The sequence below is a fragment of the Streptomyces sp. NPDC001348 genome (genome assembly GCF_053597535.1).
The window spans coordinates 145,828-171,426 of the sequence record NZ_JBSFIK010000015.1; the positions used below are offsets into that span (position 1 = coordinate 145,828).

The window sequence follows — 25,599 nt, forward strand, 5'->3', positions numbered from 1 at the left end:
GGTCGACACCGCCAAGCTGGAGGACGTGGTCGGCCAGTTCGACCCGCAGAATCCCGAGCAGCTGCAGGACGCCCTGCAGCAGGGAATGTTCCAGCCGGAGGACACTCCGGAGCAGAAGGCCGCCCTGGCCCGTCTGGAGACGGCTCTGGCGCTCGTCGAGGGCTGGGTCGACGCGGTGGTCCACGCGGCCGCCAAGCCCCGTCTGTCGTCGGCCGACGCGCTGCGGGAGACCCTGCGCCGCCGGCGCGCCACGGGCGGCCCGGCCGAGCAGACGTTCGCCACGCTGATCGGGCTGGAGCTGCGCCCGCGCCGCCTGCGCGACGCCTCGCGCCTGTGGGCCTCGCTCACCGACGCGCGCGGTGTGGACGGCCGGGACGCCCTGTGGGCCCACCCGGACATGCTGCCGACGGCGACCGACCTGGACGACCCGGACGGCTTCGTCCACCGGGAGCAGCTGGACTTCTCCGAGCTGGACAAGATGCTCGGCGAGGCGGCCGACAAGCCGGACCTTCGCAAGAAGGACGACGGCGAGGGCAAGGGCGACGACGACGAGTGAGCCTCCACGACGACGCGGTCCTGGTGCTGAAGGGGTACGAGGGCCGCTACGAGGACCAGGAGGAACTGCGCCAGGTCTACCTGGAGCATCTGGACGCCCACCCGGACGGGATGTGGAAGGCCTGCGCGGACGGACACATCACGGCAAGCGCCCTGGTGGTCGACCCGGAGCACGAGCGGGTGCTGCTGACCCTCCACAGGAAGCTGCGGATGTGGCTGCAGATGGGCGGCCACTGCGAGCCCGACGACACCGCGCTGGCGGACGCCGCCCTGCGCGAGGCGACGGAGGAGTCGGGCATCGCGGGGCTCGCACTGCTGCCCGGCGGGCCGGTGCGCCTCGACCGCCATCACACGCCGTGCGCCTGGCACCTCGACGTCCAGTACGCGGCGCTCGCTCCGGCCGGTGCCCTGGAGGCGATCAGCGACGAGTCCCTCGACCTGCGCTGGTTCCCCTACGACCGGGTGGCCGACGTGGCGGACGGATCCGTCGTACGACTGCTCGAGGCCACACGGGCGAGGCTTTGAACGGGGCCGGATGAGGTGAGGGGTGACCGCCCGGGCGGTCACCCCTCACGCATGCTCAGCTCCAGACGTTGCCCTGGTTCTGTCCACGCGCCCCGTGCTGGCCCATGCCGAACTGCGCGGCCATGCCCTGACCGATCTGGGCGTTCTGGGGCGGCAGCAGTTCACTCGGCTGGACCAGCGCGAAGCCGCTGCCCATGAAGCTGAGCTCCCAGCCCTCACCGGTGTTGCCCCGGCGCCGCCACACCCCCGAGGAGTGCGTCTGGGCCTGCATCTGCACCCGCAGCCCGGTCGACCAGGCGACGATCGCGTCGGCGTCGCAGTTGACGTACTTGTCGGGCGTGACCTGCATCAGCAGCGGGGCGCCCGAGGTCATCAGGGCGACCTTGCCGCGCCCGGTGATGTTGAGCTGGTACTTCCCCGAGCCGGAGATGCCGTACAGGCTGTCGACGGCGATCACCTCGTGGTGCAGCGAGGAGTCCATGGCGAGGACGTAGCTGCTGTCGACCGTCAGCCCGTCCTGTTCCACCTCCATGACGTGGACGTGCTGGGCGAGGTTGGCCAGGTAGACGGTGCCCTGCCCGTGGCAGCGCATCAGGTCCAGGCCCTCCCCGGTGTAGGCACGCGCGCGTGCCTGGTTGTTGCTGCGGTACTCGGCGTCGAACTCGACCAGGCCCTGGTAGGCGACCATGGTGCCCTTGCGGGCCAGGATGTCGTCGTGGCCCTCGAGGGTGACACGGAGCATCTGCTTGTTCTGCAGGCTCCAGCGCTCCTGCGTCTGCGAGTCGTTGTGGGCGAAAAGCGGGCTCTGCATGGTGTGTGTGCTCCCCCTCAGCCCCGGACCCGGAGGCGGTCGGTGCTGTCCTCGCTGGGCTGGACGACGACGATGCCCTCGCCGGAGAAGGCCATCTGGTAGGCCTCGCCGCTGCCCCGGCCGATCAGCGACTGCGCCTTGAAGCTGCGCTTGCCCTTCACCTTTAGGTTCGGGGACCAGGCGACGAGCGCGTCCGGGTCGACGTACGTCTCGTTCTCACCACCGCCGCAGTCGACGACGATCGGCTTGCCCCGGGAGGTCAGGGCGACCCAGCCCTGACCGGAGATCCTGGTGTTCCACAGGCCCTGACCGGCGAACTTCGCCAGGCCCTTGACCCGCTCGACGCCCCAGGTGAGGTGTGCGTCGAAGGCGAGCAGATTGGTGGCGTTGACCGAGATGCCGTCACCGTTCAGGTTGATCACGACGACGTCGGCGCCGTAGTCGGCGAGGTAGAGCAGGCCGTCGCCGGTGCACTTCATCAGCGGGGCGCCCTCGCCGGTGATCCAGTCCCGGGCGATCTGGCGCACGGCCGGCGGGTTGGGCTCGTACTGGATGAAGCCCTCGTAGGCGACCATCGAGCCCACGCGCGCGAGGAGGTCGTTCCCGGTCTGCATGGCGACCTTCAGCATGTGGTTGCCGTGGTTCTCCATGCGGGCGGTGACGGGTGCGGGGGCGTAGCCCGCGAGCGGCTGGTTCATGACGGGCTCCCTCAGACCTCGTACGGCTGGACGACGATGAAGTTCCCGGGAGCACCCCGGAACTGCAGGTTGACGCTCTCCCCGGTGTCTCCGGGGTAGGCGTTGCGCCGCATGCGCACCTGGCTGGAGACGATCACCTGCGAGGCGGCCGACCACGCGACCACCGCGTTGCAGTCGGCGAACGTGGTGGGCGTGACCGGCAGCACGACGGGGGTGCCGTGCGTCTTGACGACGATCGTGCCGGTGCCCTGGAACTGCATGGTGAACAGTGCGCCGCCGGGGATGCCGTGTCCCTCGATACGGCGGACCTCGTACTGCAGGCTCTCGTCGAAGGCGAGGACGTTGTCGGCGGAGACACAGATCGCGTCGCCCTGGAGCTCCACCGGGTGCAGGTGGGTGGAGTTCTCGGCGAGGAACACCTGCCCCTGCCCGGTGCAGCGCATCAGCTGCATCTCCTGGCCGGTGGCGTTGCCCACGATCCGGCCGGCGAAGCCCGCTCCCTTGTAGCTGAAGTCGACCTTGCCCTGGTAGAGCACCATGCTGCCCTGGCGGGCTAGCACGGGCTGGCCGCCGATGCCGAGGTCCACGCGCATGAGCTTTTTGTTCTGCTGCGTCCAGCGCTGCCCGGTGGGCGTCTCCTTGAACTTCTGGAGCGCGGCGCCGACACCGGCTCCCTGCGGGGCACCCTGGGGCACGCCGTACGGCGCGGTCGGCTGGCCCGGGACCTGCCCCAACGGCGGCTGCTGCCCGTAGCCGGGGGGCGGGGTCGGCTGCCCGTAGCCGGGAGGCGGGGGCGGGGCCTGCGGCGCCTGCGGCTGGCCGTAACCCGGCGGCATGGGCGCGCTCGGGGTGGCCGGCCCGCCGTACTGGGGTGCGGGGGCCGGTGGCGGGACCGTGCCGGGCGGGGTCAGGGGGGCGATGACGGTCGGCGCGCCGTGCACGTCGGGCGCCGGAGCAGGGGCGGCCGGGGCCTGGGGCGGCGTGGGTGCGGGCGCCGGGGCGGCCGGGACACCGAAAGCGGGGGGCGGGCCGGCCTGGGCGGGCGGGGCGAAGCCGGGCGCTGCCCCGGTCTGCGGCTGCTGGGGGGCGGCGGGCGCCTCCTCCTCGACCACTTCGCCGCCGAAGTTCTTCAGCAGCGCCTCCAGACCGCCGTCGAAGCCCTGCCCGACGGCCGCGAACCGCCACACGTCCTTCAGATAGAAGTCGCCCAGCATCACTGCCCGTTCGGTGGAGAACTCCGAGCCGTCGAACGAGTACCGGGCCACCTCCTCGCCGCCGGCCACGATGCGCAGGTATCCGGGATTGATCTGCGACATCTGCCCGGCGCCGTCGACGGTCGCCGTGAACGACAGCTTCTGGATCTGCGGCGGGATCCGGTCCAGAGTGACCCGGAAGGACTCGGTGTCGCCCGCCTGCGCACCCAGCAGCTGGATGGACTCCTCGGGGGACTTCGGTTGGTTGAAGAAGACGAAGTACCTGTCGTCGGAGAGGCGCTCGTCGGCGTCGAGGCCGAAGCAGCTGATGTCGAAGGTCAGTCCGGGGGCGGTGATCTGCACGCCTACGTACAGATCGGTGCCCGCCGTGAGGTCACTGATCCTGGCCTTGTGGCCGCGTTGGAATTCCCTGGCCATGCGTTACGACCGTCCCCCATCCCGAATGCGAGTGCGTCGCGCCAGGCTAACGGCAAACCCTGACACCGGACGAAGCCGGTACAGAGCCGGTACACAACCGTGGTCCGCGGCCGTCGGGGGACACGTCGCGCCGCCGTCACTCCACCGCGCCCGGCGCATGGGGCAACCGGTCGGCGGCGACCACTCCTTCGAGGTAGCCGCGGGCCCGTTCGGTGCGCGGATAGGCCTCCAGCAGCTGCCAGAAACGCGGGCCGTGGCCGGGAACGAGCAGGTGCGCGAGCTCGTGGAGGAGGACATAGTCGACGACGTACTCGGGCATGCCCTGCAGCCGGTGCGAGAGCCGGATGCTGCCCTCGGCCGGGGTGCAGGAACCCCAGCGTGTGTTCTGGTTGGTGACCCAGCGCACGGTGGTGGGCCGGGCCCGGCCGCCGAAGTACTGGGCCGACAGCCGCTCGGCCCGCTCGGCCAGTTCGGTGTCGTGCGGCACCCGCTTGCTCTCCTGGGCGGCCAGCTTGTCGAGCATGACGCTCACCCAGCGCTGCTCCTCCGCCTCCGACATCCGGGCAGGGATCAGCACGACGGTGCGATCGCCCTCGCGGTACGCGGACACCGTCCGGCGGCGCCGGGTGCTCCTGCGGACCTCGATCGCGCTCGCCCCCGAGCCGCTCGGCGGCTGGCTCGTCGTGCTGCGCTGTGGCTTTCCGGCGCGGTGCAGTGGATCGGCGGGCACGCCCCGACGTTACCCGCTGCGCATGCGGGAAGTCCCGGGTCCGGAACGGTTCGCTGCGGATCCCCCGCCATGCGTTTGATTCGTAGCACTGATACGTGGACCTCATTTATATGACGAACCCTGCCGCCTGTGGACAACTCCGGACACCGGACCGCCGGACCGGGCATGCTGTCAGTCGTCGGCGGAGCGTGACCGGCTCCACCGCACAGAAGACGTTCGGGGACCTTTCCAGGGTTACGGGGGCCTGCGATGCATCCGATGGTGAAACCCGCGCTTCGGCGCGGCTGGCGTGACCTCAATACAGTGCAGTTCGGGATGACTCCGGCGCATGCGATGACGCTCGGTCCGATGGACACGGCGACGGGCAGTTTCCTGGATCTGCTGAACGGAACCCGCGGGCTTCCACTCCTGCGGGAGGAGGGGCGCCGCATGGACCTGCCCGACGGCCATGTCGACGGGCTCGTACGACAGCTGACACGGGCGGGACTCGTCGACGACGCGCAGGGCGGTGGCCCGGGCGCCGAGGCCCTGCGCGCCGAGCCGGATGTCCTCGACCGGCTGCGGCCGGATCTGGCGTCCCTGTCACTGACCGCTTCCGAGCCGGGCGAGGCGATGGCCCGGCTGGCGGCCCGCCGCTCGCAGCGCGTGCAGATCAGGGGTACCGGCCGCGTCGGCGCCCTGCTGGCCTCGCTGCTGTCGGGCGCGGGGGTCGGCGAGGTGGACGTGCGCGACGTCGGGTGCGTCGAGCCATGGGACGTCGGGCCGGGCGGGCTGCCGTTCGAGTCCGTCGGCGAGCGCCGGGCGGAGGCCGCGCGGCAGGCGGTGCGCGCAGCGGCCCCGGGACGGCCGTCGCGCCGCGGTCGGCGGCGGTCGCCCGACAGCGGCGAACCCGGCTTCTCGCTGGTGATCCTCAGCCCTCGCGACGACGTGGCCGTGCACGCCCCCGATCCGGCCGCGACCGAGCCGCTGATGGCCTCCGGAACGCCTCATCTCCATGCCGGGGTGGTGGAGGGAACCGGCATCGTGGGCCCTCTGGTACTGCCCGGCGAGACCGGCTGCGCCGGCTGCCTGCACGAGGACCGTACGGACCGGGACCCGGCCTGGCCCCGTCTGGTCGCCCAGTGGCGCTCCGGAAAGGCCCACCCGGCACGGCCGTGCGATCTGGCGCTGGCGACGACGGTCGCCGGGCTGGCGGCCGTGCACGCCCTGGCCTTCCTCGACGGCGGGGCGCCGTCGAGCGCGGGGGCGCGCTGGGAGGTCTCCGTGCCCGGCCTGAACTGGCACGCCCGGCCGATCTGGCCGCATCCCGCATGCCCGTGCGGGGCCGCGGACAGAGCTAAGGGGGCACACTCCTCCACGAACGGGGAGCCGCACGAGACAATGGCGGTGCAACGGCCGTCGACGGGTCGACGAAGCACGCAAGACGCGGCGCGGCCGACTGGGACTTGGAGGGCTCATGTCTGATCTTCCGCGGAAGGCGGTCACCCGGACCGCCAAGCTCGCCGCGCTCCCGCTCGGCTTCGCCGGGCGGGCGACCTGGGGCCTGGGCAAGCGGATCGTGGGCGAATCCGCGGAGATCGTCGGGCGGGAGCTCCAACAGCGGACGGCCGAGCAGTTGTTCAAGGTGCTCGGCGAGCTGAAGGGCGGGGCCATGAAGTTCGGGCAGGCGCTGTCCGTCTTCGAATCGGCGCTGCCCGAGGAGGTCGCCGGCCCCTACCGCGCGGCACTGACGAAGCTGCAGGACGCGGCTCCCCCGATGCCGACCCGGACGGTGCATGCCGTGCTGGAGGAGCGGCTGGGGCAACGGTGGCGTGAGCTGTTCCTGGAGTTCGAGGACAAGCCCGCGGCGGCGGCCTCCATCGGGCAGGTGCACCGCGGGCTGTGGCACGACGGCCGCGAGGTCGCGGTCAAGGTGCAGTACCCGGGGGCGGGTGAAGCCCTCCTGTCCGACCTGAACCAGTTGAGCCGCTTCGCCCGGCTGCTGGGTCCGCTCATCCCGGGCATGGACATCAAGCCGCTGATCACGGAACTGCGGGACCGTGTCTCCGAGGAACTGGACTACGGGCTCGAGGCCCAGGCGCAGCAGGCGCATGCCGAGGAGTTCGCGGACGACCCCGACGTGGTCGTCCCGGCGGTGGTGCACCAGTGCGATCAGGTACTGGTCACGGAGTGGATCGACGGCATCCCGCTCTCCGAGGTGATCGCGAACGGCAGCACGGAGCAGCGCGACCGCGCCGGTCAGCTCCTGGCCCGCTTCCTGTTCTCCGGCCCGGCCCGCACCGGCCTGCTGCACGCCGACCCGCATCCGGGCAACTTCCGGCTGCTGCCCGACGACGAGGGCGGCTGGCGTCTGGGCGTCCTGGACTTCGGTACCGTCGACCGCCTCCCGGGGGGCCTGCCGACGCCGATCGGCGACTCCCTGCGGATGACCCTCGAGGACAGGGCCGACGAGGTCTATGAGCTGCTGTGCACGGAGGGCTTCGTCAAGGAGTCGATAGAGCTGGATCCGGACGCGGTCCTGGACTACTTCCTGCCGATCATCGAGCCGGCCCAGGTCGAGGAGTTCACCTTCACCCGCTCCTGGATGCGCAGCCAGGCGGCCCGCATCGCCGACCCGCGCTCCCCCGCCCACCAGCTGGGCAAACAGCTCAACCTCCCCCCGGCGTACCTCCTCATACACCGGGTTACCCTGAGCACCATCGGGGTCCTGTGCCAGCTCGGGGCGACGGTGCGGCTGCGCGAGGAACTGCAGGAGTGGCTGCCGGGGTTCACGCCCGGGGAGACGACGGAGGAGCCGGCGGCAGAAGCATGAACACCCAGCGACTCGGGGTGCCGGGCGACGAGGCCGCCGTCCGCCCCCGTGCCCACAGCCGGAACCGGCCCGAGAAAGTCGATCACCTGCGCACGGACTGTGAACGCCCCGCTCCATGACCCCCAGCACCGACACCGAACCGGCCCCGGAAGACGTCCTGGTGGCCCTGGCCGATCCGATCCGCCGTCAGATCCTCGCCACCCTCACCGGGCAGGGCGCTGCCACATCGACATCGCTGGCGGCCGGACTGCCCGTCACTCGGCAGGCGGTGGCCAAACACCTGGCCGTCCTGGACCGTGCCGGGCTCGTCCGCGCTCACCGCACCGGACGCGAGGTGCGCTACGAAGCCGAACTGCACCCGCTGAGACGAGCGACGCGCTGGATGGACGCACTGGCCGCCCAGTGGGAACACCGACTGCGGGCTGTCAAGGACCCGGAGGAGGAACCCCCCGGTAGCTGAACAGGGCGTTCCGTCAGGCATCCTCGGCCGGCAGGACGCACCGCTGGGGCCGGTCCGTACGGACGGACCGGCCCCAGCGGGAAGCCACCGTCTCCCGTGATCGGGGAGCCGCCGCTCAGGTGTGGCCGGTTACTGCATGACCGCCATGGCGAGCGCACGGCGGGCGCGCAGTGAGGCACGCTCGGCCCGGCGCTGCATCCGGCGGGCGGTCGCCAGGCGCACGGCCCGGCGTTCCCGCTCGGCCTCGTGCAAGCGCTCGTGCATATGGGCACGAGCCAGGGCTTCTGGGATGAGTTGCATCTCTCGGGTCCTGTTCTGACGCGAGTCGGTCGCGCCGGTGGTGGTGAAGTCTGGAGTCGCGGAGCCTGTGGGCTCGCTGGTGGACGGCTTCATCGGGGCCTGCTTCTGGGGATCGTGCGTGAGAGGGCGGTCGATTGTTCCTGTGATGTTCATGCTGTGACCGGGTTCTTGCGCGGGCGGCCACGCGGCCGCTTCCGGGCGACGACGACACCCTGGACGAACAGCTCGCCACCCCAGACACCCCAGGGCTCACGCCGCTCCTTGGCCCCGGCGAGGCAGGCCTCGATCAGCGGGCAGGTGCGGCAGAGGGACTTGGCGTACTCGACGTCCGCCGGCGACTCGGCGAAGAAGACCTCCGGGTCGTAGGAACGGCAGGGGACGGGTACGCCGAGGTTCTCGATGGCGTCGTCGAGCGCGGTGAGCGCAGTGAGCGGGATCAAGGTGGGGTCCTCCGTGAGGCCGGGCGGGGGGATCGTTTCGGAAGGCGGTACGGACGGGGCGTGCGCTTCGAGTTGCACGATTCGTCTTCCTCGTCTGGTCGGTCCGGCCGGTTGACCGGGTGTCGGCTTGGTACCGGGTTCTTTTCTTGTCCCGAGGCCCCTTCTCCGCCATTCCCGTTCGGGAAAAACAGAAGGGCCGCGGATCCCGGATGGGGTTCCGCGGCCCTGAAGGCGCCGACCTGATCGTCGATCAGGCTGGATCACTCCAGGGTTCTGGCCCACGGAAGGCCCACATCAGGTGGTGCTGCGTCGTCTGCTTCCGGTATCCGGCACCAGCCGCCGTAAAGGCATAGGCCCGCGCCTGTGCCGCTACTGCTTCCAGTGCCTTGGTCGGTCGCTCATTGCGCTCACGGACGGGGAGGCCCGCGAGGACAACGGAGGACGCCGGACGCACGGCAGAGCTGCCGGACAGACCGGTGCCCATGTCCGAGGCGCCGAGAATGCACAGGGAGACGGTCGAGCGATCGGTCAGTTTGGCCGTGCTGATGGTGTTGATGCTGATCACTGGACTCGCCTCCTCTCGGCGTCTATGGGGCTGGGGTGAACCAGCCCGTTCGGATATGCAAGTACATCACGGGATCGGGGCCTTGGAGAAGGCCGCCGCTTCCGTGCCTAGAACCTATGGGGATTCCCACGGCATGCGCAAACTATTTTTTCGACGAGTTCGCGTCAGTCTTCACCGGCCCCTGTCACACCTTCCTGGCCTGCGCAGATGGCCAGAACATCGGCCCCGTAGCGGTTGAGCTTGCGCACGCCGACACCCGGGATGCGGGCCAGCTCCCCGTCGTCCTCGGGGACTGCCTCGGCGATGGCCATCAGGGTCTTGTCGGTGAACACGCAGAACGCCGGCTGTCCGCTGCGCCGAGCCTGCTCCGCCCGCCATTCGCGCAGCCGCTCGTACAGCCCCTCGTCCATGTCCGAGGGGCAGTCCTCGCAGCGCATCAGCTTCATCTCGCCCGCGTCGGTGAGCGTACGGCCGCAGACTCGGCAGCGGGCCGGGGTGCGCCGGGCCCGCCGTGGGGCGAGGGCCGCGGTGCCGTTCACCGGACCGCGCTCGACGCCGCCCGAGGCACCGGCGGCCGGGCGGCCGACGGTGGCGGCCGTGCCGGGACGCAGGCCGTCGAGGAAACGGCTGGGCCGCCGGACGGCGCGGCCGCCGGGCGATCGGGCCAGCGCCCAGGAGACGTGGAGCCGTTCTCTGGCGCGGGTCACGCCGACGTAGAGCAGGCGGCGCTCCTCCTCGACCTGCTCCTCGGTCTTCGCGTAGGTGATCGGCATCATGCCCTCGGCGATGCCGACCAGGAAGACCACGTCCCACTCCAGGCCCTTGGCGGAGTGCAGCGAGGCGAGCGTGACGCCCTGGACGGTCGGGGCGTGCTGGGCGTTCGCCCGCTCGTCGAGTTCGGCGACGAAGTCGCCGAGCGTGGCGTCGGGTCTGGCGGCCGCGAAGTCATGGGCGAGGTTGACCAGCGCGGCCAGTGACTCCCAGCGCTCCCTGACCGCGCCGGAGCCGGCCGGGGGCTCACTGGTCCAGCCCTCGCCGGACAGCACCGCGCGCACCTGGGACGGCAGGGTCACGGCGTCGTCCAGCAGGGAGTCGTTGCCGCCGAAGCGGGCCGCACCGCGCAGCGCGACGCCCGCCTTGCGGACCTCGGGGCGGTCGAAGAAGCGCTCGGCACCGCGCAGCTGGTACGCGACGCCGACGTCGGCGAGGGCCTGTTCGTAGGTCTCGGACTGGGAGTTCGTGCGGAACAGGACGGCGATCTCGGCGGCCGGGACACCTGCGTCGATGAGTTCCCGGATGCGGCGGGCGGCGCCCTCCGCCTCGGCTGGTTCGTCGGTGTACTCGGCGTAGACGGGCTCGGGACCGGGGGCGCGTTGGGAGACCAGTTCCAGCCGGTGGTCGGCGGCGCGGCCGTGCGCCTGGGCGAGCAGACCGTTGGCGAGGTGGACGATCTGCGGGGTAGAGCGGTAGTCGCGGACCAGTTTGACGACCGTGGCGCCCGGGTGCCGGGTGCGGAAGTCGAGGAGGTGGTCCGGGGTGGCACCGGTGAAGGAGTAGATCGTCTGGCTGGCGTCACCGACGACGCACAGGCTGTCCCGGTCGCCGAGCCACAGTTCCAGGAGGCGCTGCTGCAGGGGGCTGACGTCCTGGTACTCGTCGACCACGAAGTGCTGGTACTGCGAGCGGACCTGATCGGCGATGTCGTGCCGGTCCTGGAGGACTGCGACGGTCAGCAGCAGGACGTCCTCGAAGTCGATGACCGCCCGGTCGCGCTTGAGGTCTTCGTAGACCGAGTAGAGCTGGGCGATCTCGGCCGGGTTCCGGGGAACCTCGCGGCCCGCCTTGGCGGCGGCGAGCGGATAGTCGGCCGGCACGGTCTGGGTGACCTTGGACCACTCGATCTCGGCGGTGACGTCCCGCAGCTCGCCCCGGTCGAGGCGGAGGCGGCAGGCGGCGGCCGCGTCCGCGACGAGCTGGATCTTGCGGTCGACGAGCCGGGGCATGGAGCCACCGATCGCTTTCGGCCAGAAGTACTGGAGCTGGCGCAGTGCGGCGGAGTGGAAGGTGCGGGCCTGGACGCCGTGTGCGCCCAGCTGACGGAGCCGGCCGCGCATCTCGCCCGCGGCACGGTTGGTGAAGGTGACGGCGAGCACGCTCGAGGGCTGGAGGATCCCGGCGCGCACTCCGTAGGCGATGCGGTGGGTGATCGCCCGGGTCTTGCCCGTGCCGGCGCCCGCCAGGACGCACACCGGACCGTGCAGGGCGGTGGCCACCTCGCGCTGCTCGGGGTCGAGCCCTTCGAGCACCGCGTCGGCAGAGTCCGGTACCTGCGGGAAGAGGGTGGAGTGCGTTGCTGCTGTCACACAGCCATGCTGCCAGGTCGCCGGAGACGGCCGTGACGGTTGTCCACAGGCAGGGTCTCGCGGTCGTACTAATGCGGCAGGCGTCACGCCGGCCGCATACCCCCGGCGGGAATGGCGGCCCGGTCGCGTACGTTCCCCACCTGGACCACCTTCCCCGAGTGCCAGAGGAGCGCGAGCCAGATGCAGGGCACCGTGACGATGTACAGCACCACGTGGTGCGGCTACTGCCGCCGGCTGAAGAGCCAGATGGACCGCGAGGGCATCGCGTACACCGAGATCAACATCGAGCAGGACCCGGAGTCCGCCGCGTTCGTGGAGAAGGCGAATGGCGGAAACCAGACGGTCCCAACCGTTCAGGTAGTTCCCTCCAGTGGTGGCACTGAGGTCGTGATGACGAACCCGAGCCTTGCCCAGGTGAAGCAGGCGCTCGGCGTCTGACCCTTGCGAGACGCAGCCCCCGACCGGCCTGACGATCGGGGGTTTTGTGTGCCCCGGGGAGACCGCAGCGGCAGGACCAAGGCCCACCCCCGGCAACCACCGCTGTAGATGCGAGGCCGTCTCCTGAACGCGCCCTGCACAGGACGCAGAGAGACTGAGCGTTCCACCTGGTGGCCGTCACCGACAGAACCTCTGAGCGCGCGGTAGCAAAGTCGCAGGTTCAGAGCGCGAGCACAGGCCGAGTAGAGAAGTCCTCGCAAAGGTCCTCACCATCCGGGCCATACACGAACTCGACCATGGATGGGTTGCGATTGGCGGTGGCCAGGGGCAGCCATGCCAGCATGTGGCCGTAGCCGCCGCACACCGACTCGCCACCGTCTCCGCCGTGGACCGCTGTAACGTCGCTCGTCAACTCCGTACGGTAGGTGTCGTAGGCGATGCGCAGGCCGAAGGCGTTCAGCTGGTTCTGCGGGCCCGTGCGGTCCCCGTAGGGGATGCGGTCGAGGGGGCAGTCGTTCCCCCACCGAAACAGGGTTTCTGCCCCAGCTCCACAAGCGTGCTCCCACTCGTCGGGGCTCGGCATCCGCAGGCCACGAGCCGCGAGAACAGCCGGCATGTCAGCAGGCAACTCGGTCAGGTTCTCGTCCTCCACAGCCATGAGCACAGTGGCCAAGACGACGCTCCGGCGGGGGCTGAGCACCTGCGCGAGGTGGGCCCGCAGGTCGGATCCGTAGCCGAAGCCCTGCTCCAGGCTCTCGGCGTAGTCGGCAGTCTGCTTCGGGGTCGGTTGCCAACTGTTCAGGTCGAAGCCGAGGGACACCGGCCCTCCGGGTATCAGAGCGAATTCCTGTCCGTTCCGCTCGATCCGGATGCGATGAAGCGGAGCACCGAGGTGCTCCGTGGTCTCAACGAGTGTCACCCGACCGTCAACCAGCCCAGCGGCCTCCTCGGCGACGCGGCGTGCGGTAGGCAATTCGAAGGATCGCCACTGGTCGAAAGTGAGATCAGAGAGAGACATGGACCGCAGTGTTGCACGCACGCAGGTCTGACACGGCTCGCGACCACCGCACTCCAGAGCTGAGCTGCGGTCGCGAAAGCCTCCAAGGAAGTCCAAGCGGACACTGGCGGCGGACCGTGGCCGCCTTTCCTGGTTCGGGACGCACCCGTGTACGCCTGTCTCAGGCGCCCTCGCCGAGGTGGCGGTAAAGAGTGGCACGGGAGATCCCGAGGGCCTTGGCGATGGCGCTCACGCTCTCGCCCTTCGCCTTCCTGGCACGGGCCACGGTGAGCACGTCCTCATCGACGACGGACGGCCGTCCACCTGTACGCCCCTGCGCCTTGGCTGCGTCGAGTCCTGCGCGGGTGCGCTCCTTGATGAGGCTGCGCTCAAACTCCGCCATGGCTCCGACCACCTGAAGCATGAGACGGCCGTCAGCTGTACCGGGGTCGATGTTGGCCAGCGCACCTGTGAGCACCTTGAACCCGATGCCCCGCTCTCGAAGGGTGTCGACCATGGTCACAAGGTCGATGAGGGACCGGGCGAACCGGTCGAGCTTCCACACGCACAGGGTGTCGCCGGGTCTGGCGTAGTCCAGTGCGGCCGTGAGCTCTGGCCGGTTGGTGTTCTTTCCGCTGGCCTTGTCCTCGAAGATGCGGGCGCACCCTGCGGCCGTCAGTGCGTCGCGCTGCAACTGCGCTTCCTGGTCATCGGTCGAGACGCGGGCGTATCCGATAAGCTGACCGGTGATCGTGTTCGTCGTCACGGCCGGGACTGTCTCAGAACCCGTCTCAATACGTCAAGCCTGCGACGCAAGTTTCGAGACGGGTTTTGAACAGTGCTGCGCCCCCTTCCGGGCGCCTGCCGCCTCGTCTCACAAACCTTGGTTTTCGAGACGCCCGTTACTTGTCACGCTGCGCCACGGTCGGGCTGTGCTCTCTGCCGTGTGTTGGCCAGCGCCGCGCGTGTCCGCAAAGGCAAGAGGCTGTGAGCCTGTCTGCCTGCCTGTCGCTGTGCTCTCGCCTGTCTGCCAGGGGCACAGCCTGTCAGCCGCCCACGCTCTCGCACGGCCGTTCGATTGCCACGGGACACGGGCCGCTGGCCAGCCTCTCGACGGCGGAGGAGAGGCAACGGCGAAGGGGTGGGGTATGACCCCCTGAAGGGGTCTTGCCCGACCGCCGTGTCTTACCGGCTCAAATCCTGCCACGGTTTCAGGGCCTTTCAGGCTGGCCTGTACTCCAGCCGGCTGAGGCGTAACGCCTGGTCAAAGGCCTGTGCTGCCTCCTTGGCGACGGCGGTGGAGTGCTCAGAACGAAGCCTTACGTCCTTGCCTGTGGGGCGCGGCAGCGCCCCCCTTGGGCTTGCTCCGGTCGGCCCTTGCGGGGCCGCACTGTCGTAGAGGCTTCGGGCTGTGGCGGCCATCCGGCCGCCCATGCTGCCCACTACTTCGCTGATGCCTGTCTCTCGGGGCGCTGCCGCGCCCCCTCTCTGCTTGCCGTGGGCCGCCAAGCCGCTTCCTTCTGTCGGTCCCTGCGGGGCCGCAACTGCGAGGGGTAACAGAAGAGAGAGCGAGCGAACCTTTCCGCAGGTCACTGCCCCTGTCGCTACACGTACGGCGTGTGCTGGCTACACCTGCGGTGTGTGGTCACCGGTCTTGATGGACGCGGCACGGTACCGGTGCACCCTTCCCCTTCTGGAAGAGGTGAGAGGGCAGGACCAGGCAAGCGGCACCCGACCGGGGCGAGACGAGCCCAAACCTCTTGGCGCGGGTGACCGCGTTGGTCGTGCTCTGGTCGGACAAGGGCTTGCCCTCCTTGCCCAGCAGAGCGGCCAGCTTCCCAGGGTCGAAGGCTGCATGACCCTGGCGGTCAGCCCAGCCCAGCGCAGCGAAGTGCACTCGGTAGGCGAGCGGGTGCCAGGGTTCCTGCGCCATGCGCCGGTACTCGCGCTGGGAGACTCCGCCCCACGGGCGGTCATGACCGAAGCTGATGGCCACTGGTTGCGGCTCCTTCCTGTGAGGCGCACACGGGTGCGCCAGCGACCCCCGCCGGACGGCGGGACATGTGTCTCCCTTCTTTGCGGGGGTGGCCGTGCGAAAGGCACAGCGCTTCACAGGTGGGCGCCCAAGGCTTCGGGCCTGGACTCGGTCTCGTGCAGTCGGGAGCGACGGCGGCGACCTGGCCCGGCATCGTACAACATGCTGAAACGGGGAAGGCCCCCATGGTTGGGGGCCTTCCTTGCTCGCTCGGCAGCATCACATGGGAGCCGTAACCTTCTCGACCTCGCCTGCTCCCTTGGCTTCCTCTTCGTCCTTCGCTTGCTGCGCCGCGCGTTCAGCCTCGAAGTCCTCCCAGCGGCTGACGATCTCCCACTCGGCACCCGTAAGCGTCGTGGGCTTCTCGTACGGCTTTCCGGCCAGCGACACCGGTGTGATCGGTGCGAGCACTTGAGAAGCCTTGACGGGTGTGTCCCACCACGAGACACCCTGCTGCCGGATGTTCTCGATGAGGTCGCCTGGATCGATGGCAAGGACATCGGGCCGGAAGTGCGCCTTCACCTTGTGCTTCTTCAGGAACTCCCGCCGCTCGTCGACGCTCGACCGCACCCACCACTCCGCGTAGCCCTCGCCCGTACCGGTCCACACGGTCACCGGCTTCGGTCCCTCCTGGCTGGTGACTTTCTCTCGGTCCTGGGCAAGGCTGGCGACTTGTGAGGCGTACGCGACGGCGCTGATCTCGTCCTGCTGGAGTTCCTTCAGGAGCTGGTTCATCTTGCCGTCGATCACGGCGAGCTTCGCCGCACGACTGTCGTCGATGGTCGTCTTCGACTCCATCCGTTCCAGGTGGCCGATCTCGCCCAACAGGGCCGACTCCAGCCAGGGATACAAGTCCTCTGCCCAGAACCTCTGCTTCGGGCATGCCTGGATGCCCTTGCTCTTGTTGCCGTGACACCGATACCGCTCCCGCTTGCCCTTGGCCGGGTCGCCCTTCACGAAGTACAGGGAGCTGCCGCACAGCATGCAGAACGTCACGCCCACCGTCGGCGACGTGGAGCCCTTCTGCTTCTTGTACTTGACCGAGGCGACGGCGTCCGACAGCTTTGCCCACTCCTCCTCGTTCAGCACCGGCTCAGACCGCATGACGGGGGTGCCGTCGTCGTTGCGGGCAACGGCACCATTGGCGCGTACGTACTCCCCGAGCAGAGAGCGGCTGACCAGTACGGCTTGCACTGTGGTCGGCGTCCACCTGGCTCCCCGAGGCTTCGGGTCCGCCAGTCGAGTCGTGCTCTCGCCTGCCGCCGCGCGGATACGAGCGATGTCCTGAGCCGTGGGCACGCCTTGCTCGTTCAGCCAGTCGGCGACGGCCGAGAAGCTCGGCTTCTCGATGAAGCGCCGGATCATCTCGATCAGCGTCGGGCCGTACTCGGGGTCGAGTTCGAGGGTGAAGCCTGCATCGCCCTTCACCGCTCTGCGTCCGAACGGGACAAGGCCACCCGGCCAACGGCCGGTCTTCCGCATGGTCTCCCGGGAAGCCTTGTTGCGGGCCTTGATGGCGTCCAGCTCGGCCTCTGCGACCACGGCCAGGATCTTGGCGATGGTCTTGCCCCACGGCTTCGAGAGGTCGAATCCCTCCTCGCAGGAGATGAGGCCCTTACCGTTCGCCTCGCACCACTCGATGATGTCCGAGAGGTGGCGGACCGACCGCGCGATGCGGTCGATCTTCAGGATGATGATGTGGTCGAACTGGTCCTTCTTGTTGTTGAGCCAGTCCCCCAGCGACGGGCGCACCCATGGCGAGATGGACGCCGATACATCGATGTCGACGGCGAAGTCGACCAGCTCCATTTCCTCCGCGTCCGCCCGCTTGCTGATGCGGGTCCGCTGCGTTTCCTCACCGGTCTGGTTCTCGTTACCTACGGACAGACGGACCACACCAAGCGCCCTGGGCTTGTCGTTCACCCTTGCCCCTCCCCAAGACATGGGCAGCCCTCCCCGGCCGCCACAAGGTAAGAGGGAAGTCTACAGACCGTGCCGACGGTGCTCTTCGCCGACGGCTCGACGCTGACGAACCCGTCGCTGGCCCAGGTGAAGCAGAAGATCGGCGGCTGAGTACCGCGCGCGGCGGCGGAGGGCGGCACCCGAGCCGGGGTGCCGCCCTCCGCCATGCCGCGGCTCAGACGAAGCTGCGGGTCGGCAACGGCTTGCCGTACCAGAGCTCGATCAACCGGGCGGCGATGGAGATGCCGTACGGGGGAAGCACCTCGCCGGACTCGAAGGCGGCGCGCAACTCCTCCCGCGAGAACCAGCGGGCCTCGTGGATCTCGTCGCCGTCCACGTCGATCTCGGTCGAGGTGGCGTGGGCCATGAAGCCCAGCATCAGGCTGGACGGGAAGGGCCAGGGCTGGCTGGCGACGTACTCGACCTGGCCGATGCTGATGCCGACCTCTTCCTGGACCTCGCGGCGCACCGACTGCTCGATGGACTCGCCGGGTTCGACGAAACCGGCGAGCGTGGAGAAGCGGCCCTCGGGCCAGTGGACCTGGCGGCCGAGCAGGATGCGGTCCTCCTGGTCGGTGACGGCCATGATCACGGCGGGGTCGGTGCGCGGATAGTGCTCGGCGCCGCAGGCGGGGCAGCGGCGGATGTGGCCGGCGGCCGCGATGACCGTGCGTTCGCCGCAGCGTGAGCAGAACCGGTGGGTGCGCTGCCAGTTCTCCAGGCCGACCGCGTGCACCATGAGGCCGATGTCGCGGGGCGAGAGCAGCAGGCCCGCCTCACGCAGGCCCGCCGGGCGCGCGGACTGGTCGATGCGGCCGGGCAAGGAGTCCTTCTGGAGCGCGAAGTAGCTGACGCCCTCCTCGTCGATGCCCAGGAAGTAGCGATGGGCCTCGGTCAGCGGCGCCTCGAAGGAGGGGGTCATCACGAGTTCGGTCCGGCCGTCCGGCGTCTCGTCGATGAGGACCTGGCCGCCGGAGACCACGAAGCAGCGGGTCGTGGGGTGGCTCCACGCCGCCGCGAGCCAGGCCTCGTCGAGCCGGTGGTGTGCGGCCCGGTCGATGCCGCTCGGGGCGGTGAGCGAGATGGGGCGGTCGGCGGTGTGGTCGGTCCAGGTGGTCACGGGTGCTTCCAACTCCCCCGGTGGAACGGATGTGTTTCGGCGGGCGGTTCAGCGGGACGTAGGGCGGTGGGGCGGTCAGGACGCATGGCGCCAGTGCTCGGCGAGGTCGCCCCACAGGTAGGCGCTGGTCTCGACGCCCTTGAGCAGGAGGTCGAGCTCGACCTTCTCGTTCGGGGCGTGCCAGCCGTCGGAGGGGACGGAGATGCCCAGGAAGAGCACCGGCGCGCCGAGGACCTCCTGGAGATCGGCGGCGGGCCCGGAGCCGCCCTCGCGGGTGAAGCGGACCGGCTGCTGGAAGGCGCGGCCCATGGAGCGGACCACGGACTGCAGGGCGGGATGGTCGAGCGGGGTCAGACACGGGCGGGTGGCCGAGGCGAAGGTGATCTCGTACCGGATCCCTGCGGGCACCTGGTCCGCGGTCCAGGCGCGGACGGCCTTCTCGATGTGGGCGGGGTCCTGTCCGGCGACCAGCCGGAAGGAGAGCTTCACCATGGCGGAGGACGGAATGATCGTCTTGCTGCCGGAGCCCTGGTAGCCGCCGGCGATGCCGTTGACCTCGGCGGTGGGGCGGGCCCAGATGCGTTCCAGGGTGGTGTGTCCGGCCTCGCCGTGGGCGGCGTACGACTTGGCGGTGCGCAACCACCGCTGTTCGTCGAAGGGAAGCTCGGCGAAGAGGGCGCGCTCGCGGTCGGTGAGTTCGACGATGCCGTCGTAGAAGCCTGGAATCGTCACGCGCGCGTGCTCGTCGTGCAGGGCGGCGACCAGGCGGGCGACGGCGGTCGCCGGGTTGGGCACGGCTCCGCCGAAGGAGCCGGAGTGGATGTCCTGGTCGGGGCCGGACAGGTGGATCTCGCACTCGGCGAGACCGCGCATGCCGGTGCACACGGTCGGGGTGTCCTCGGCCCACATGCCGGTGTCGGAGACGATCACGGCGTCGGCCGCCAGGCGGTCCGCCTGCTGCTCGACAAGGGCGCGGAAGTGCGGGGAGCCGGACTCCTCCTCGCCCTCGACCAGGAGCTTCAGATGGACGGCGGGGACGGTGCGGCCGGTGGTGGCGAGGTGGGCGCGGACTCCCAGTGTGTGGAAGAACACCTGGCCCTTGTCGTCGGCCGCACCGCGCGCGTAGAGGCGGTTGTCCCGGACGACGGGCTCGAAGGGCTCGCTGTCCCAACCGTCGTCGCGGGCGGCGGGCTGGACGTCGTGGTGGCCGTAGACCAGGACGGTCGGCGCCTTCGGGTCGTCGGCCGGCCACTCGGCGAAGACGGCCGGGGCCCCCGGGGTCTCCCAGACCTCGGCGGTCGGAAAGCCGGTGTCCTTCAGCTTGGCGGCCAGCCAGTCGGCGCTGCGCCGCACATCGTGCGCGTGGTCGGGCTGGGCCGACACGGAAGGGATGCGCAGCCACTCGGCGAGGTCGCCGAGGAAAGCGGCACGGTGCTGCTCGATGTACGCGCGGACGGCGCTGTCCGGGGTCTGGCTCATGCACACGAGCCTATCGGCCCGCCCGGGCATCCTCGGCGGGCGGTTCGTCACACTCTGCCTCCCCCAGGAGCAGCCTCTCCAGCTCCTCCCGGCCGGGCAGATGCCCGGGCCGTACGACCTCGCCGGTGCGCACGTACAGGAACACGGCGGTGACGGACTCCGGCGGCACCCCCTGCTGCTCGGCCCAGGCGAGCCGGTAGACGGCGAGCTGCAGTGGGTCCGCGGTGCGGTTGCGGCCGGTCTTCCAGTCGACGATCTCGTACGTCGTCCCCGTGTCGCCGTCGTACCGGTAGACGGCGTCGATGCGCCCCCGTACGACGCGGCCGGCGAGGGCGAGCTGGAAGGGTGCCTCGACACGGTAGGGGGTGCGGTGTGCGTACTCGGTGCGTTCGAAGGCGTCCTTGAGTGCCTCGAGGTCGTGTTCGTCGGCGATCTCGGCGTCGCCGCCGGGCAGTTCCTCCGGCTCCAGCATGGGCAGCGTCAGTTCTTCGAAGCGGGCCTCCACCCAGGCGTGGAACCGGGTTCCCCGGCGCGCGGCCGGTTGCGGGGGGCGCGGCATGGGGCGCGCGAGTTCCTGCGCGAAACCGTCGGGGTCGGCGGCCAGGCGCAGCAGTTGGGACGCGGTGAGCGTGGTCGGCAGCGGGACCTCCGTGACGCTCTGCCGGGCGCGCTGGAGCTCCCCGGTGAGGGCGTCGAGGTCGCGGTCCCAGGAGGCGATGGTGCGGGCATCCTCGGGGGTGAGGGACGCCGGGGCCTCCGGCTCGGGGGGACGGGGCCGGGCGACGGGCGGCTCGGGAGCCGTCGCCTGGTGCGGGACCGTTGGCCGGTCGGTGGCCCAGGTGTCCCAGTCGGCGGGGTCCGCGAAGGGGTCGGGTTCGTCCTGCGGGGGCTCTTCGCCGTACGGGAACCCTTCCTCGTCCGGCGGGGCCGGCCAGTCCGGGTCGTCATGGGCGCCGGGGTCATGGGCGGCCGCCGGCAGGCCGGTGTCGCCGGTGGCGAGGGCTTCCAGGTGGGCCAGGACGGTCTCGGCGGCGGCACGGCGGCGGGCCAGTGCGGCGCCGTCCAGCGGCAGCGGCCAGGCCTGCTCGGCGGTCGCCCCGTGCAGCGCGGGGTTCTCCTCGTCCTCCTCCGGTTCGTCGGCCCACGCCTCGATCTCGCCGTGGCCTGCGGCGCAGTGGTCGTGGAGGGCCTGGAGGAAGTCGGACGGGCCGCGGGGCTTCTTCTGGCTGGGGCCCCACCAGTGGCCGGAGCCGAGGAGCAGGGAGCGGGGGCGGGTGAAGGTGACGTAGCCGAGGCGGAGTTCCTCGGTGTGCTGGTGGTCATTCATGGCCTCGTGGAAGGCCTTCATTCCCCGGGAATCCCAGTTCTCGACGTCGGGCAGGGTGTCCGCGTCGCCCCGCAGCCGGTGCGGCAGCACCTTGGCCTGGGCGGTCCACTTCTCGCGGCCCTGGCTGCTGGGGAAGGCGCCTTTGACCAGGCCGGGTACGGCGACGACGTCCCACTCCAAGCCCTTCGACCTGTGCGCGGTGAGCACCTTGACGGTGTTCTCGCCGCCGGGCAGGGCGTTGTCGAGGCCCTTCTCGTACTGGGCGGCGGTGCGCAGGAAGCCGAGGAAGGCCAGCAGGGAGGCCTCGCTCTCGTTCGCCGCGAACGACGCGGCGATGTCCAGGAAGTTCGACAGGGTCTCGCGGCGGCGTGCGGCGAGGGCGTGCGGCGACGCCGACAGTTCGACCTCCAGGCCGGTGACGGCGAGGACCCGGTACAGGACGTCCATGAGGGGGTCGGCCAGTGAGCGGCGCAGCTCGCGCAACTCGGCCGCCAGGCGCGCGAACCGTACGCGCGCCTCCGCGGAGAAGGGCAGCCCGTCGCGGTCCGCGCTGTCCTCGGCGGACGATTCGAGGAACGTGTCGAGTGCGTCCGCGAGGGAGGTCACCTCGGACGGGTCGACCCCTTCGACGGCCTCGGCGAGCCGGCGGTCCGGGTCGTCCTCGGCGCCCGCGCGCGCGTGGGACACGAGCAGGCGCGCGCGCCGCCCCAGCAGGGCGAGGTCGCGGGGGCCGATGCGCCAGCGCGGGCCGGTCAGCAGCCGGACCAGGGAGGCGTTGGCACCGGGATCCTGGAGCACCTCGCAGACGGCGACGAGGTCGGCGACCTCGGGCAGGTGCAGCAGCCCGGAGAGGCCGACCACCTCGACCGGGATGTCCCGGGCGACGAGGGCGCCCTGGATCTGGGCGAAGTCGGTCGCCGCCCGGCACAGCACGGCGATCTCGCCGGGAGCCTTCCCGGTGCCGACGAGGTGGGCGATGGAGTCGGCGATCCAGTCGATCTCCTCGGCGTGGGTGCGCAGCAGGGCGCAGCGGACGGTGCCGTCCCGCTCGGCGCCGGGGGCCGGGCGGAGGGCCTCCACGCCCGCGTGCATGGCGCGCAGGGGCTCGGCGAGGCCGTTGGCGAGGTCGAGGAGGCGGCCGCCGCTTCGGCGGTTCTCGCTCAGTGCCCGGCGGGTGGCGGGGCGGCCGTCGGCGTGCGCGAAGTGCTCGGGGAAGTCGTCGAGGTTGGCGACGGACGCGCCGCGCCAGCCGTAGATGGCCTGGCAGGGGTCGCCGACGGCGGTCACCGGGTGTCCGGTGCCGCCGCCGAACAGGCCTGCCAGGAGGACGCGCTGGGCCACCGAGGTGTCCTGGTACTCGTCGAGGAGCACCACGCGGAACTCCTCGCGCAGGGCCCGGCCGACGTCGGGGATCCGGGCCAGGGCCGCGGACAGGGCGATCTGGTCGCCGAAGTCGAGCAGGTCGCGCTCGCGTTTGGCGGTCCGGTAGCGCAGCACCAGCTCGGCGAGTTCGCGCCGGGCGGCGGCCGTCTCGGGGACCTTGCGCAGGTCGGCGTTGGTGAGCTTGGCGCCTTGCAGGGTGCGCAGCAGTTCGGCGTCCCAGGCACGCAGGTCCTCTGGGCGTACGAGGTGTTCGGCGAGCTCGGCGTCGAGGGTGAGGAGGTCGCTGACGAGGTCGGCGAAGGAGCGGGTCAGCGCCGGATAGGGACCGGGTGCCTCGCGCAGCACGCGCGCGGCGAGCTGGTAGCGGGTGGCGTCGGCGAGCAGCCGGGACGTCGGTTCGAGGCCGATGCGCAGTCCGTGGTCGGTCAGCAGACGTCCCGCGAAGGCGTGGTAGGTGGAGATCACCGGTTCGCCGGGCGGGTTGTCGGGGTCGACGAGGTCGGGGTCGGTGACGCCGGCCCGGATCAGGGCCTTGCGGACGCGTTCGGCGAGTTCGCCCGCGGCCTTGTTGGTGAAGGTGAGGCCGAGGACCTGTTCGGGCGCGACCTGCCCGGTGCCGACCAGCCACACCACGCGTGCGGCCATGACCGTGGTCTTGCCCGACCCGGCTCCGGCCACGATCACCTGCGGAGCGGGCGGTGCGGTGACGCAGGCCGTCTGCTCCGGGGTGAAGGGGATGCCGAGGAGCTCCTTGAGCTGCTCGGGGTCGGTGATGCGTGCGGGCATTCCTCAGAGGCTAGTGGCGGCCACTGACAGCCGATGCCGGACCGTCCCCTCGCGTCGGTGGAAGCCCAGGTCAGCACGGGTGGTGCGCTGTGTCACCCTGGTCACTCGACGACGTGGCGGCCTTCGGGCCGCGCGCTGCACGACGCCCGGAAGGCGCAGTGGGTGCAGTGCTGGCCGGTGCTCGGTGTGAACCGCTCGTCCAGGACCTTCCCGGCGGCGTTGGCCAGCAGTTCGCCGACCCACTCGCCCTCCAGCGGTTCCTGGGCCTGCACCTTGGGCAGGGTCTCGCCGCCGTCCCGCCGGGCGGCGCCCTGCCTGAGGTGGACGAGTTCGGCGCCGCCGGACTCGGGGCGGACGCCGTCGAAGGCGTCGTCCACGGCGCCCTCGCGGACGGCGAGCTGGTAGACGGCCAGCTGCGGGTGCCGCTCCACCTCGCGCGCGGTCGGCGTCTGCTTGCCGGTCTTGAAGTCGACGACGTACGCCCGGCCCTCGCCGTCCGCCTCGACCCGGTCCATCTGGCCGCGGATGCGCACCTGGTAGTCGCCGGCTCCGATGGTGACGTCGAAGTCGTGCTCGCTCGCCACCGGTGTCCGCACGGTCCGGTCCAGGACATGCCATTCGAGGAAGCGTTCGAGGGCCGCGCGCGCGTGCCCCTTCTCCTGCTCCGACTTCCAGGGGGCGTCGAACGCGAGCGCGTTCCACACGGAGTCCAGGCGTTCCATGAGGACGTCGAGGTCGGCGGGGGTCCGCCCGGAGGCGACCTCGTCTGCCAGGACGTGGACGACGTTCCCGAAGCCCTGCGCGGCGGTGGCGGGCGCGTCGGCCTTCACCTCGCGGCCCAGGAACCACTGGAGGGCGCAGGTGTTGGCGAGCTGGTCCAGGGCGCTGCCGGACAGCACGACCGGCTGGTCGCGGTCGCGCAGCGGCACCTTGCTCTCGGTCGGCTCGAACATGCCCCACCAGCGGTAGGGGTGCGCGGCGGGGACCAGTGGACGGCCGTCCTCGTCGGCGAGTGCGGCGAGCCGGGCCAGGCGTCGGGCGGCGGCCTCCCGCAGGGCCGCGGAGACACGCGGGTCGACCGTCGTGGCGCGCAGTTCGGAGACCAGCGCGGCCACGGAGAGCGGGCGGCGCGGGCGGCCGGTGACGTCCTGCGGTTCGACGCCGAGTTCGTCGAGGAACCGGGAAGGCTGGTCGCCGTCGTCCGCGGGCGCCTTCACAGCGGTGACGACGAGGCGTTCACGCGCGCGTGTGGCGGCCACGTAGAACAGGCGGCGTTCCTCGGCGAGGAGCGCCCCCGGGGTGAGCGGTTCGGCGAGTCCGTCACGGCCGATGCGGTCGGCCTCCAGCAGGGAGCCGCGGCGGCGCAGGTCGGGCCACAGCCCTTCCTGGACGCCGGCGATCACGACCAGGCGCCACTGGAGACCCTTGGAGCGGTGCGCGGTCATCAGGCGCACGGCGTCGGGTCGTAGCGCCCGCCGGGTGAGGGTGTCGGCGGCGATGTCCTCGGCCTCGATCTCCTCGAGGAAGTTCAGGGCGCCCCGGCCGCCGGTGCGTTCCTCCGCGCGCGCGGCGGTCGCGAACAGGGCGCACACGGCGTCCAGGTCACGGTCGGCGTTGCGGCCGGCCGCGCCACCGCGCCGGGCGGCCCGCTCCAGGCGGGCGGGCCACGGGGTGCCCTCCCACAGGTCCCACAGCGCCTCCTCGGCCGTACCGCCGCCCGCCAGGCGCTCCCGGGCCTTTCTGAGCAGCGCTCCCAGGCGCTGGGCCCCACGCGCGTACGCGGGGTCGTGCGTGACGAGGCGCTCCGGTTCGGCGAGCGCCCGGGTGAGCAGTGCGTCCGAGGGGGGCGGCAACGGGTTGCCTGACGCCCGCTCCTCCTCACGCAGGGCGCGGCCCAGCCGGCGCAGGTCAGCGGCGTCCATGCCGGCGAGAGGCGAGGCCAGCAGGGTGAGGGCGGTCTCGGTGTCCAGCCAGCAGGAGTCCTGGTCGGACGGCTCGGTGTCCTGGCCGGACGGCTCGGTGCCTTGACCGGTCCACTCGGTGTCCTGACCGGACGGCTCGGTGACTTGACCGGTCCGCTCGCTGTCCTGACCGGACGGCTCGGTGACTTGACCGGTCCGCTCGCTGTCCTGACCGGACGGCTCGGTGACTTGACCGGTCCGCTCGCTGTCCTGACCGGTCC

Annotated in this window: 22 protein-coding genes and 1 pseudogene; 7 read left to right on the forward strand and 16 right to left on the reverse strand. The window is 70.9% G+C overall.

Going from position 1 to position 25,599, the window contains the following annotated elements; all coding sequences use genetic code 11:
• A partial coding sequence (locus tag ACWC21_RS18295) for a zinc-dependent metalloprotease (protein WP_450882921.1) occupies nt 1-556 on the forward strand: 556 nt, incomplete at its 5' end.
• Nucleotides 553-1,080, forward strand: coding sequence for an NUDIX hydrolase (locus tag ACWC21_RS18300; protein ID WP_450882923.1), 528 nt, complete (start codon nt 553-555; stop codon nt 1,078-1,080). The genes ACWC21_RS18295 and ACWC21_RS18300, both read left to right, overlap by 4 nt.
• A 55-nt stretch (nt 1,081-1,135) precedes the next feature.
• Here the strand turns inward: ACWC21_RS18300 and ACWC21_RS18305 are convergent, their stop codons facing one another.
• The 4 genes from ACWC21_RS18305 to ACWC21_RS18320 all read right to left on the reverse strand — a co-directional run bounded on the left by ACWC21_RS18305 (nt 1,136) and on the right by ACWC21_RS18320 (nt 4,950).
• On the reverse strand, nt 1,136-1,891 hold the full coding sequence (locus ACWC21_RS18305; protein ID WP_450882925.1) for an AIM24 family protein: 756 nt from the start codon (nt 1,889-1,891) through the stop codon (nt 1,136-1,138).
• Between the two features lie 17 nt (nt 1,892-1,908).
• Nucleotides 1,909-2,589: an AIM24 family protein gene (locus tag ACWC21_RS18310; protein ID WP_450882927.1), complete on the reverse strand. Its 681-nt coding sequence runs from the start codon at nt 2,587-2,589 to the stop codon at nt 1,909-1,911.
• An 11-nt stretch (nt 2,590-2,600) separates the two neighbouring features.
• Nucleotides 2,601-4,220: a TerD family protein gene (locus tag ACWC21_RS18315; protein ID WP_450882929.1), complete on the reverse strand. Its 1,620-nt coding sequence runs from the start codon at nt 4,218-4,220 to the stop codon at nt 2,601-2,603.
• Between the two features lie 136 nt (nt 4,221-4,356).
• Nucleotides 4,357-4,950 carry a M48 metallopeptidase family protein gene (locus ACWC21_RS18320; RefSeq protein ID WP_450882931.1) on the reverse strand — a complete coding sequence of 198 codons (594 nt, stop codon included), beginning with the start codon at nt 4,948-4,950 and terminating at the stop codon, nt 4,357-4,359.
• A gap of 249 nt (nt 4,951-5,199) precedes the next feature.
• Between ACWC21_RS18320 and ACWC21_RS18325 the strand changes: the two genes are divergently transcribed.
• The 3 genes from ACWC21_RS18325 to ACWC21_RS18335 all read left to right on the forward strand — a co-directional run bounded on the left by ACWC21_RS18325 (nt 5,200) and on the right by ACWC21_RS18335 (nt 8,222).
• On the forward strand, nt 5,200-6,414 hold the full coding sequence (locus ACWC21_RS18325; RefSeq protein WP_450882933.1) for a TOMM precursor leader peptide-binding protein: 1,215 nt from the start codon (nt 5,200-5,202) through the stop codon (nt 6,412-6,414).
• Nucleotides 6,407-7,762, forward strand: a complete 1,356-nt coding sequence (locus tag ACWC21_RS18330; RefSeq protein WP_450882935.1) for an ABC1 kinase family protein — start codon at nt 6,407-6,409, stop codon at nt 7,760-7,762. Before ACWC21_RS18325 ends, ACWC21_RS18330 begins: the two co-directional genes overlap by 8 nt.
• A 115-nt stretch (nt 7,763-7,877) precedes the next feature.
• Complete coding sequence (locus tag ACWC21_RS18335) at nt 7,878-8,222, forward strand: ArsR/SmtB family transcription factor (RefSeq protein ID WP_450882937.1); 345 nt, start codon at nt 7,878-7,880, stop codon at nt 8,220-8,222.
• A gap of 129 nt (nt 8,223-8,351) precedes the next feature.
• On the opposite strand, the gene ACWC21_RS18340 is transcribed toward ACWC21_RS18335, so the two are convergent.
• The 4 genes from ACWC21_RS18340 to ACWC21_RS18355 all read right to left on the reverse strand — a co-directional run bounded on the left by ACWC21_RS18340 (nt 8,352) and on the right by ACWC21_RS18355 (nt 11,890).
• Nucleotides 8,352-8,675: a hypothetical protein gene (locus tag ACWC21_RS18340; RefSeq protein WP_450882939.1), complete on the reverse strand. Its 324-nt coding sequence runs from the start codon at nt 8,673-8,675 to the stop codon at nt 8,352-8,354.
• Nucleotides 8,672-9,040: a WhiB family transcriptional regulator gene (locus ACWC21_RS18345; protein WP_115906056.1), complete on the reverse strand. Its 369-nt coding sequence runs from the start codon at nt 9,038-9,040 to the stop codon at nt 8,672-8,674. The genes ACWC21_RS18340 and ACWC21_RS18345 overlap by 4 nt, the downstream gene beginning before the upstream one ends.
• A gap of 172 nt (nt 9,041-9,212) precedes the next feature.
• Nucleotides 9,213-9,527, reverse strand: coding sequence for a hypothetical protein (locus tag ACWC21_RS18350; protein WP_450882941.1), 315 nt, complete (start codon nt 9,525-9,527; stop codon nt 9,213-9,215).
• A 164-nt stretch (nt 9,528-9,691) separates the two neighbouring features.
• Entirely contained in the window at nt 9,692-11,890 is a 2,199-nt protein-coding gene (locus ACWC21_RS18355; protein ID WP_450882943.1) for an ATP-dependent DNA helicase UvrD2, read from the reverse strand.
• Nucleotides 11,891-12,070: 180 nt separating this feature from the next.
• Here ACWC21_RS18355 and ACWC21_RS18360 point away from each other — a divergent pair, with 180 nt between their 5' ends.
• Nucleotides 12,071-12,328, forward strand: coding sequence for a mycoredoxin (locus tag ACWC21_RS18360; RefSeq protein WP_128127492.1), 258 nt, complete (start codon nt 12,071-12,073; stop codon nt 12,326-12,328).
• A 220-nt stretch (nt 12,329-12,548) separates the two neighbouring features.
• On the opposite strand, the gene ACWC21_RS18365 is transcribed toward ACWC21_RS18360, so the two are convergent.
• From ACWC21_RS18365 to ACWC21_RS18380, 4 genes are all read right to left on the reverse strand, one after another.
• Complete coding sequence (locus tag ACWC21_RS18365; RefSeq protein ID WP_450882945.1) at nt 12,549-13,346, reverse strand: hypothetical protein; 798 nt, start codon at nt 13,344-13,346, stop codon at nt 12,549-12,551.
• Nucleotides 13,347-13,506: 160 nt separating this feature from the next.
• On the reverse strand, nt 13,507-14,091 hold the full coding sequence (locus tag ACWC21_RS18370) for a recombinase family protein (RefSeq protein ID WP_450882947.1): 585 nt from the start codon (nt 14,089-14,091) through the stop codon (nt 13,507-13,509).
• Nucleotides 14,092-14,970: 879 nt separating this feature from the next.
• A complete protein-coding gene (locus tag ACWC21_RS18375) occupies nt 14,971-15,321 on the reverse strand; it encodes a hypothetical protein (protein WP_450882949.1) in 351 nt (116 codons plus the stop codon).
• 258 nt (nt 15,322-15,579) lie between these two features.
• The gene (locus ACWC21_RS18380; protein ID WP_450882951.1) at nt 15,580-17,283 is read right to left on the reverse strand and encodes a recombinase family protein; all 1,704 of its coding nucleotides are present in this window, start codon (nt 17,281-17,283) and stop codon (nt 15,580-15,582) included.
• A 54-nt stretch (nt 17,284-17,337) separates the two neighbouring features.
• On the opposite strand from ACWC21_RS18380, the pseudogene ACWC21_RS18385 reads away from it, so the two are divergent.
• Nucleotides 17,338-17,433 (forward strand): annotated as a pseudogene (locus tag ACWC21_RS18385) (NrdH-redoxin); the annotation flags it as partial.
• A gap of 64 nt (nt 17,434-17,497) precedes the next feature.
• On the opposite strand, the gene nudC reads toward ACWC21_RS18385, so the two are convergent.
• The 4 genes from nudC to ACWC21_RS18405 all read right to left on the reverse strand — a co-directional run.
• Entirely contained in the window at nt 17,498-18,442 is a 945-nt protein-coding gene (gene nudC, locus ACWC21_RS18390; RefSeq protein WP_450882953.1) for an NAD(+) diphosphatase, read from the reverse strand.
• A gap of 75 nt (nt 18,443-18,517) precedes the next feature.
• The gene (locus ACWC21_RS18395) at nt 18,518-19,921 is read right to left on the reverse strand and encodes a dipeptidase (protein WP_450882955.1); all 1,404 of its coding nucleotides are present in this window, start codon (nt 19,919-19,921) and stop codon (nt 18,518-18,520) included.
• 10 nt (nt 19,922-19,931) lie between these two features.
• Nucleotides 19,932-23,417, reverse strand: coding sequence for an ATP-dependent DNA helicase (locus tag ACWC21_RS18400; protein WP_450882957.1), 3,486 nt, complete (start codon nt 23,415-23,417; stop codon nt 19,932-19,934).
• 101 nt (nt 23,418-23,518) lie between these two features.
• The coding region (locus ACWC21_RS18405; RefSeq protein WP_450882959.1) for a PD-(D/E)XK nuclease family protein at nt 23,519-25,599 on the reverse strand (2,081 nt) is incomplete at its 5' end.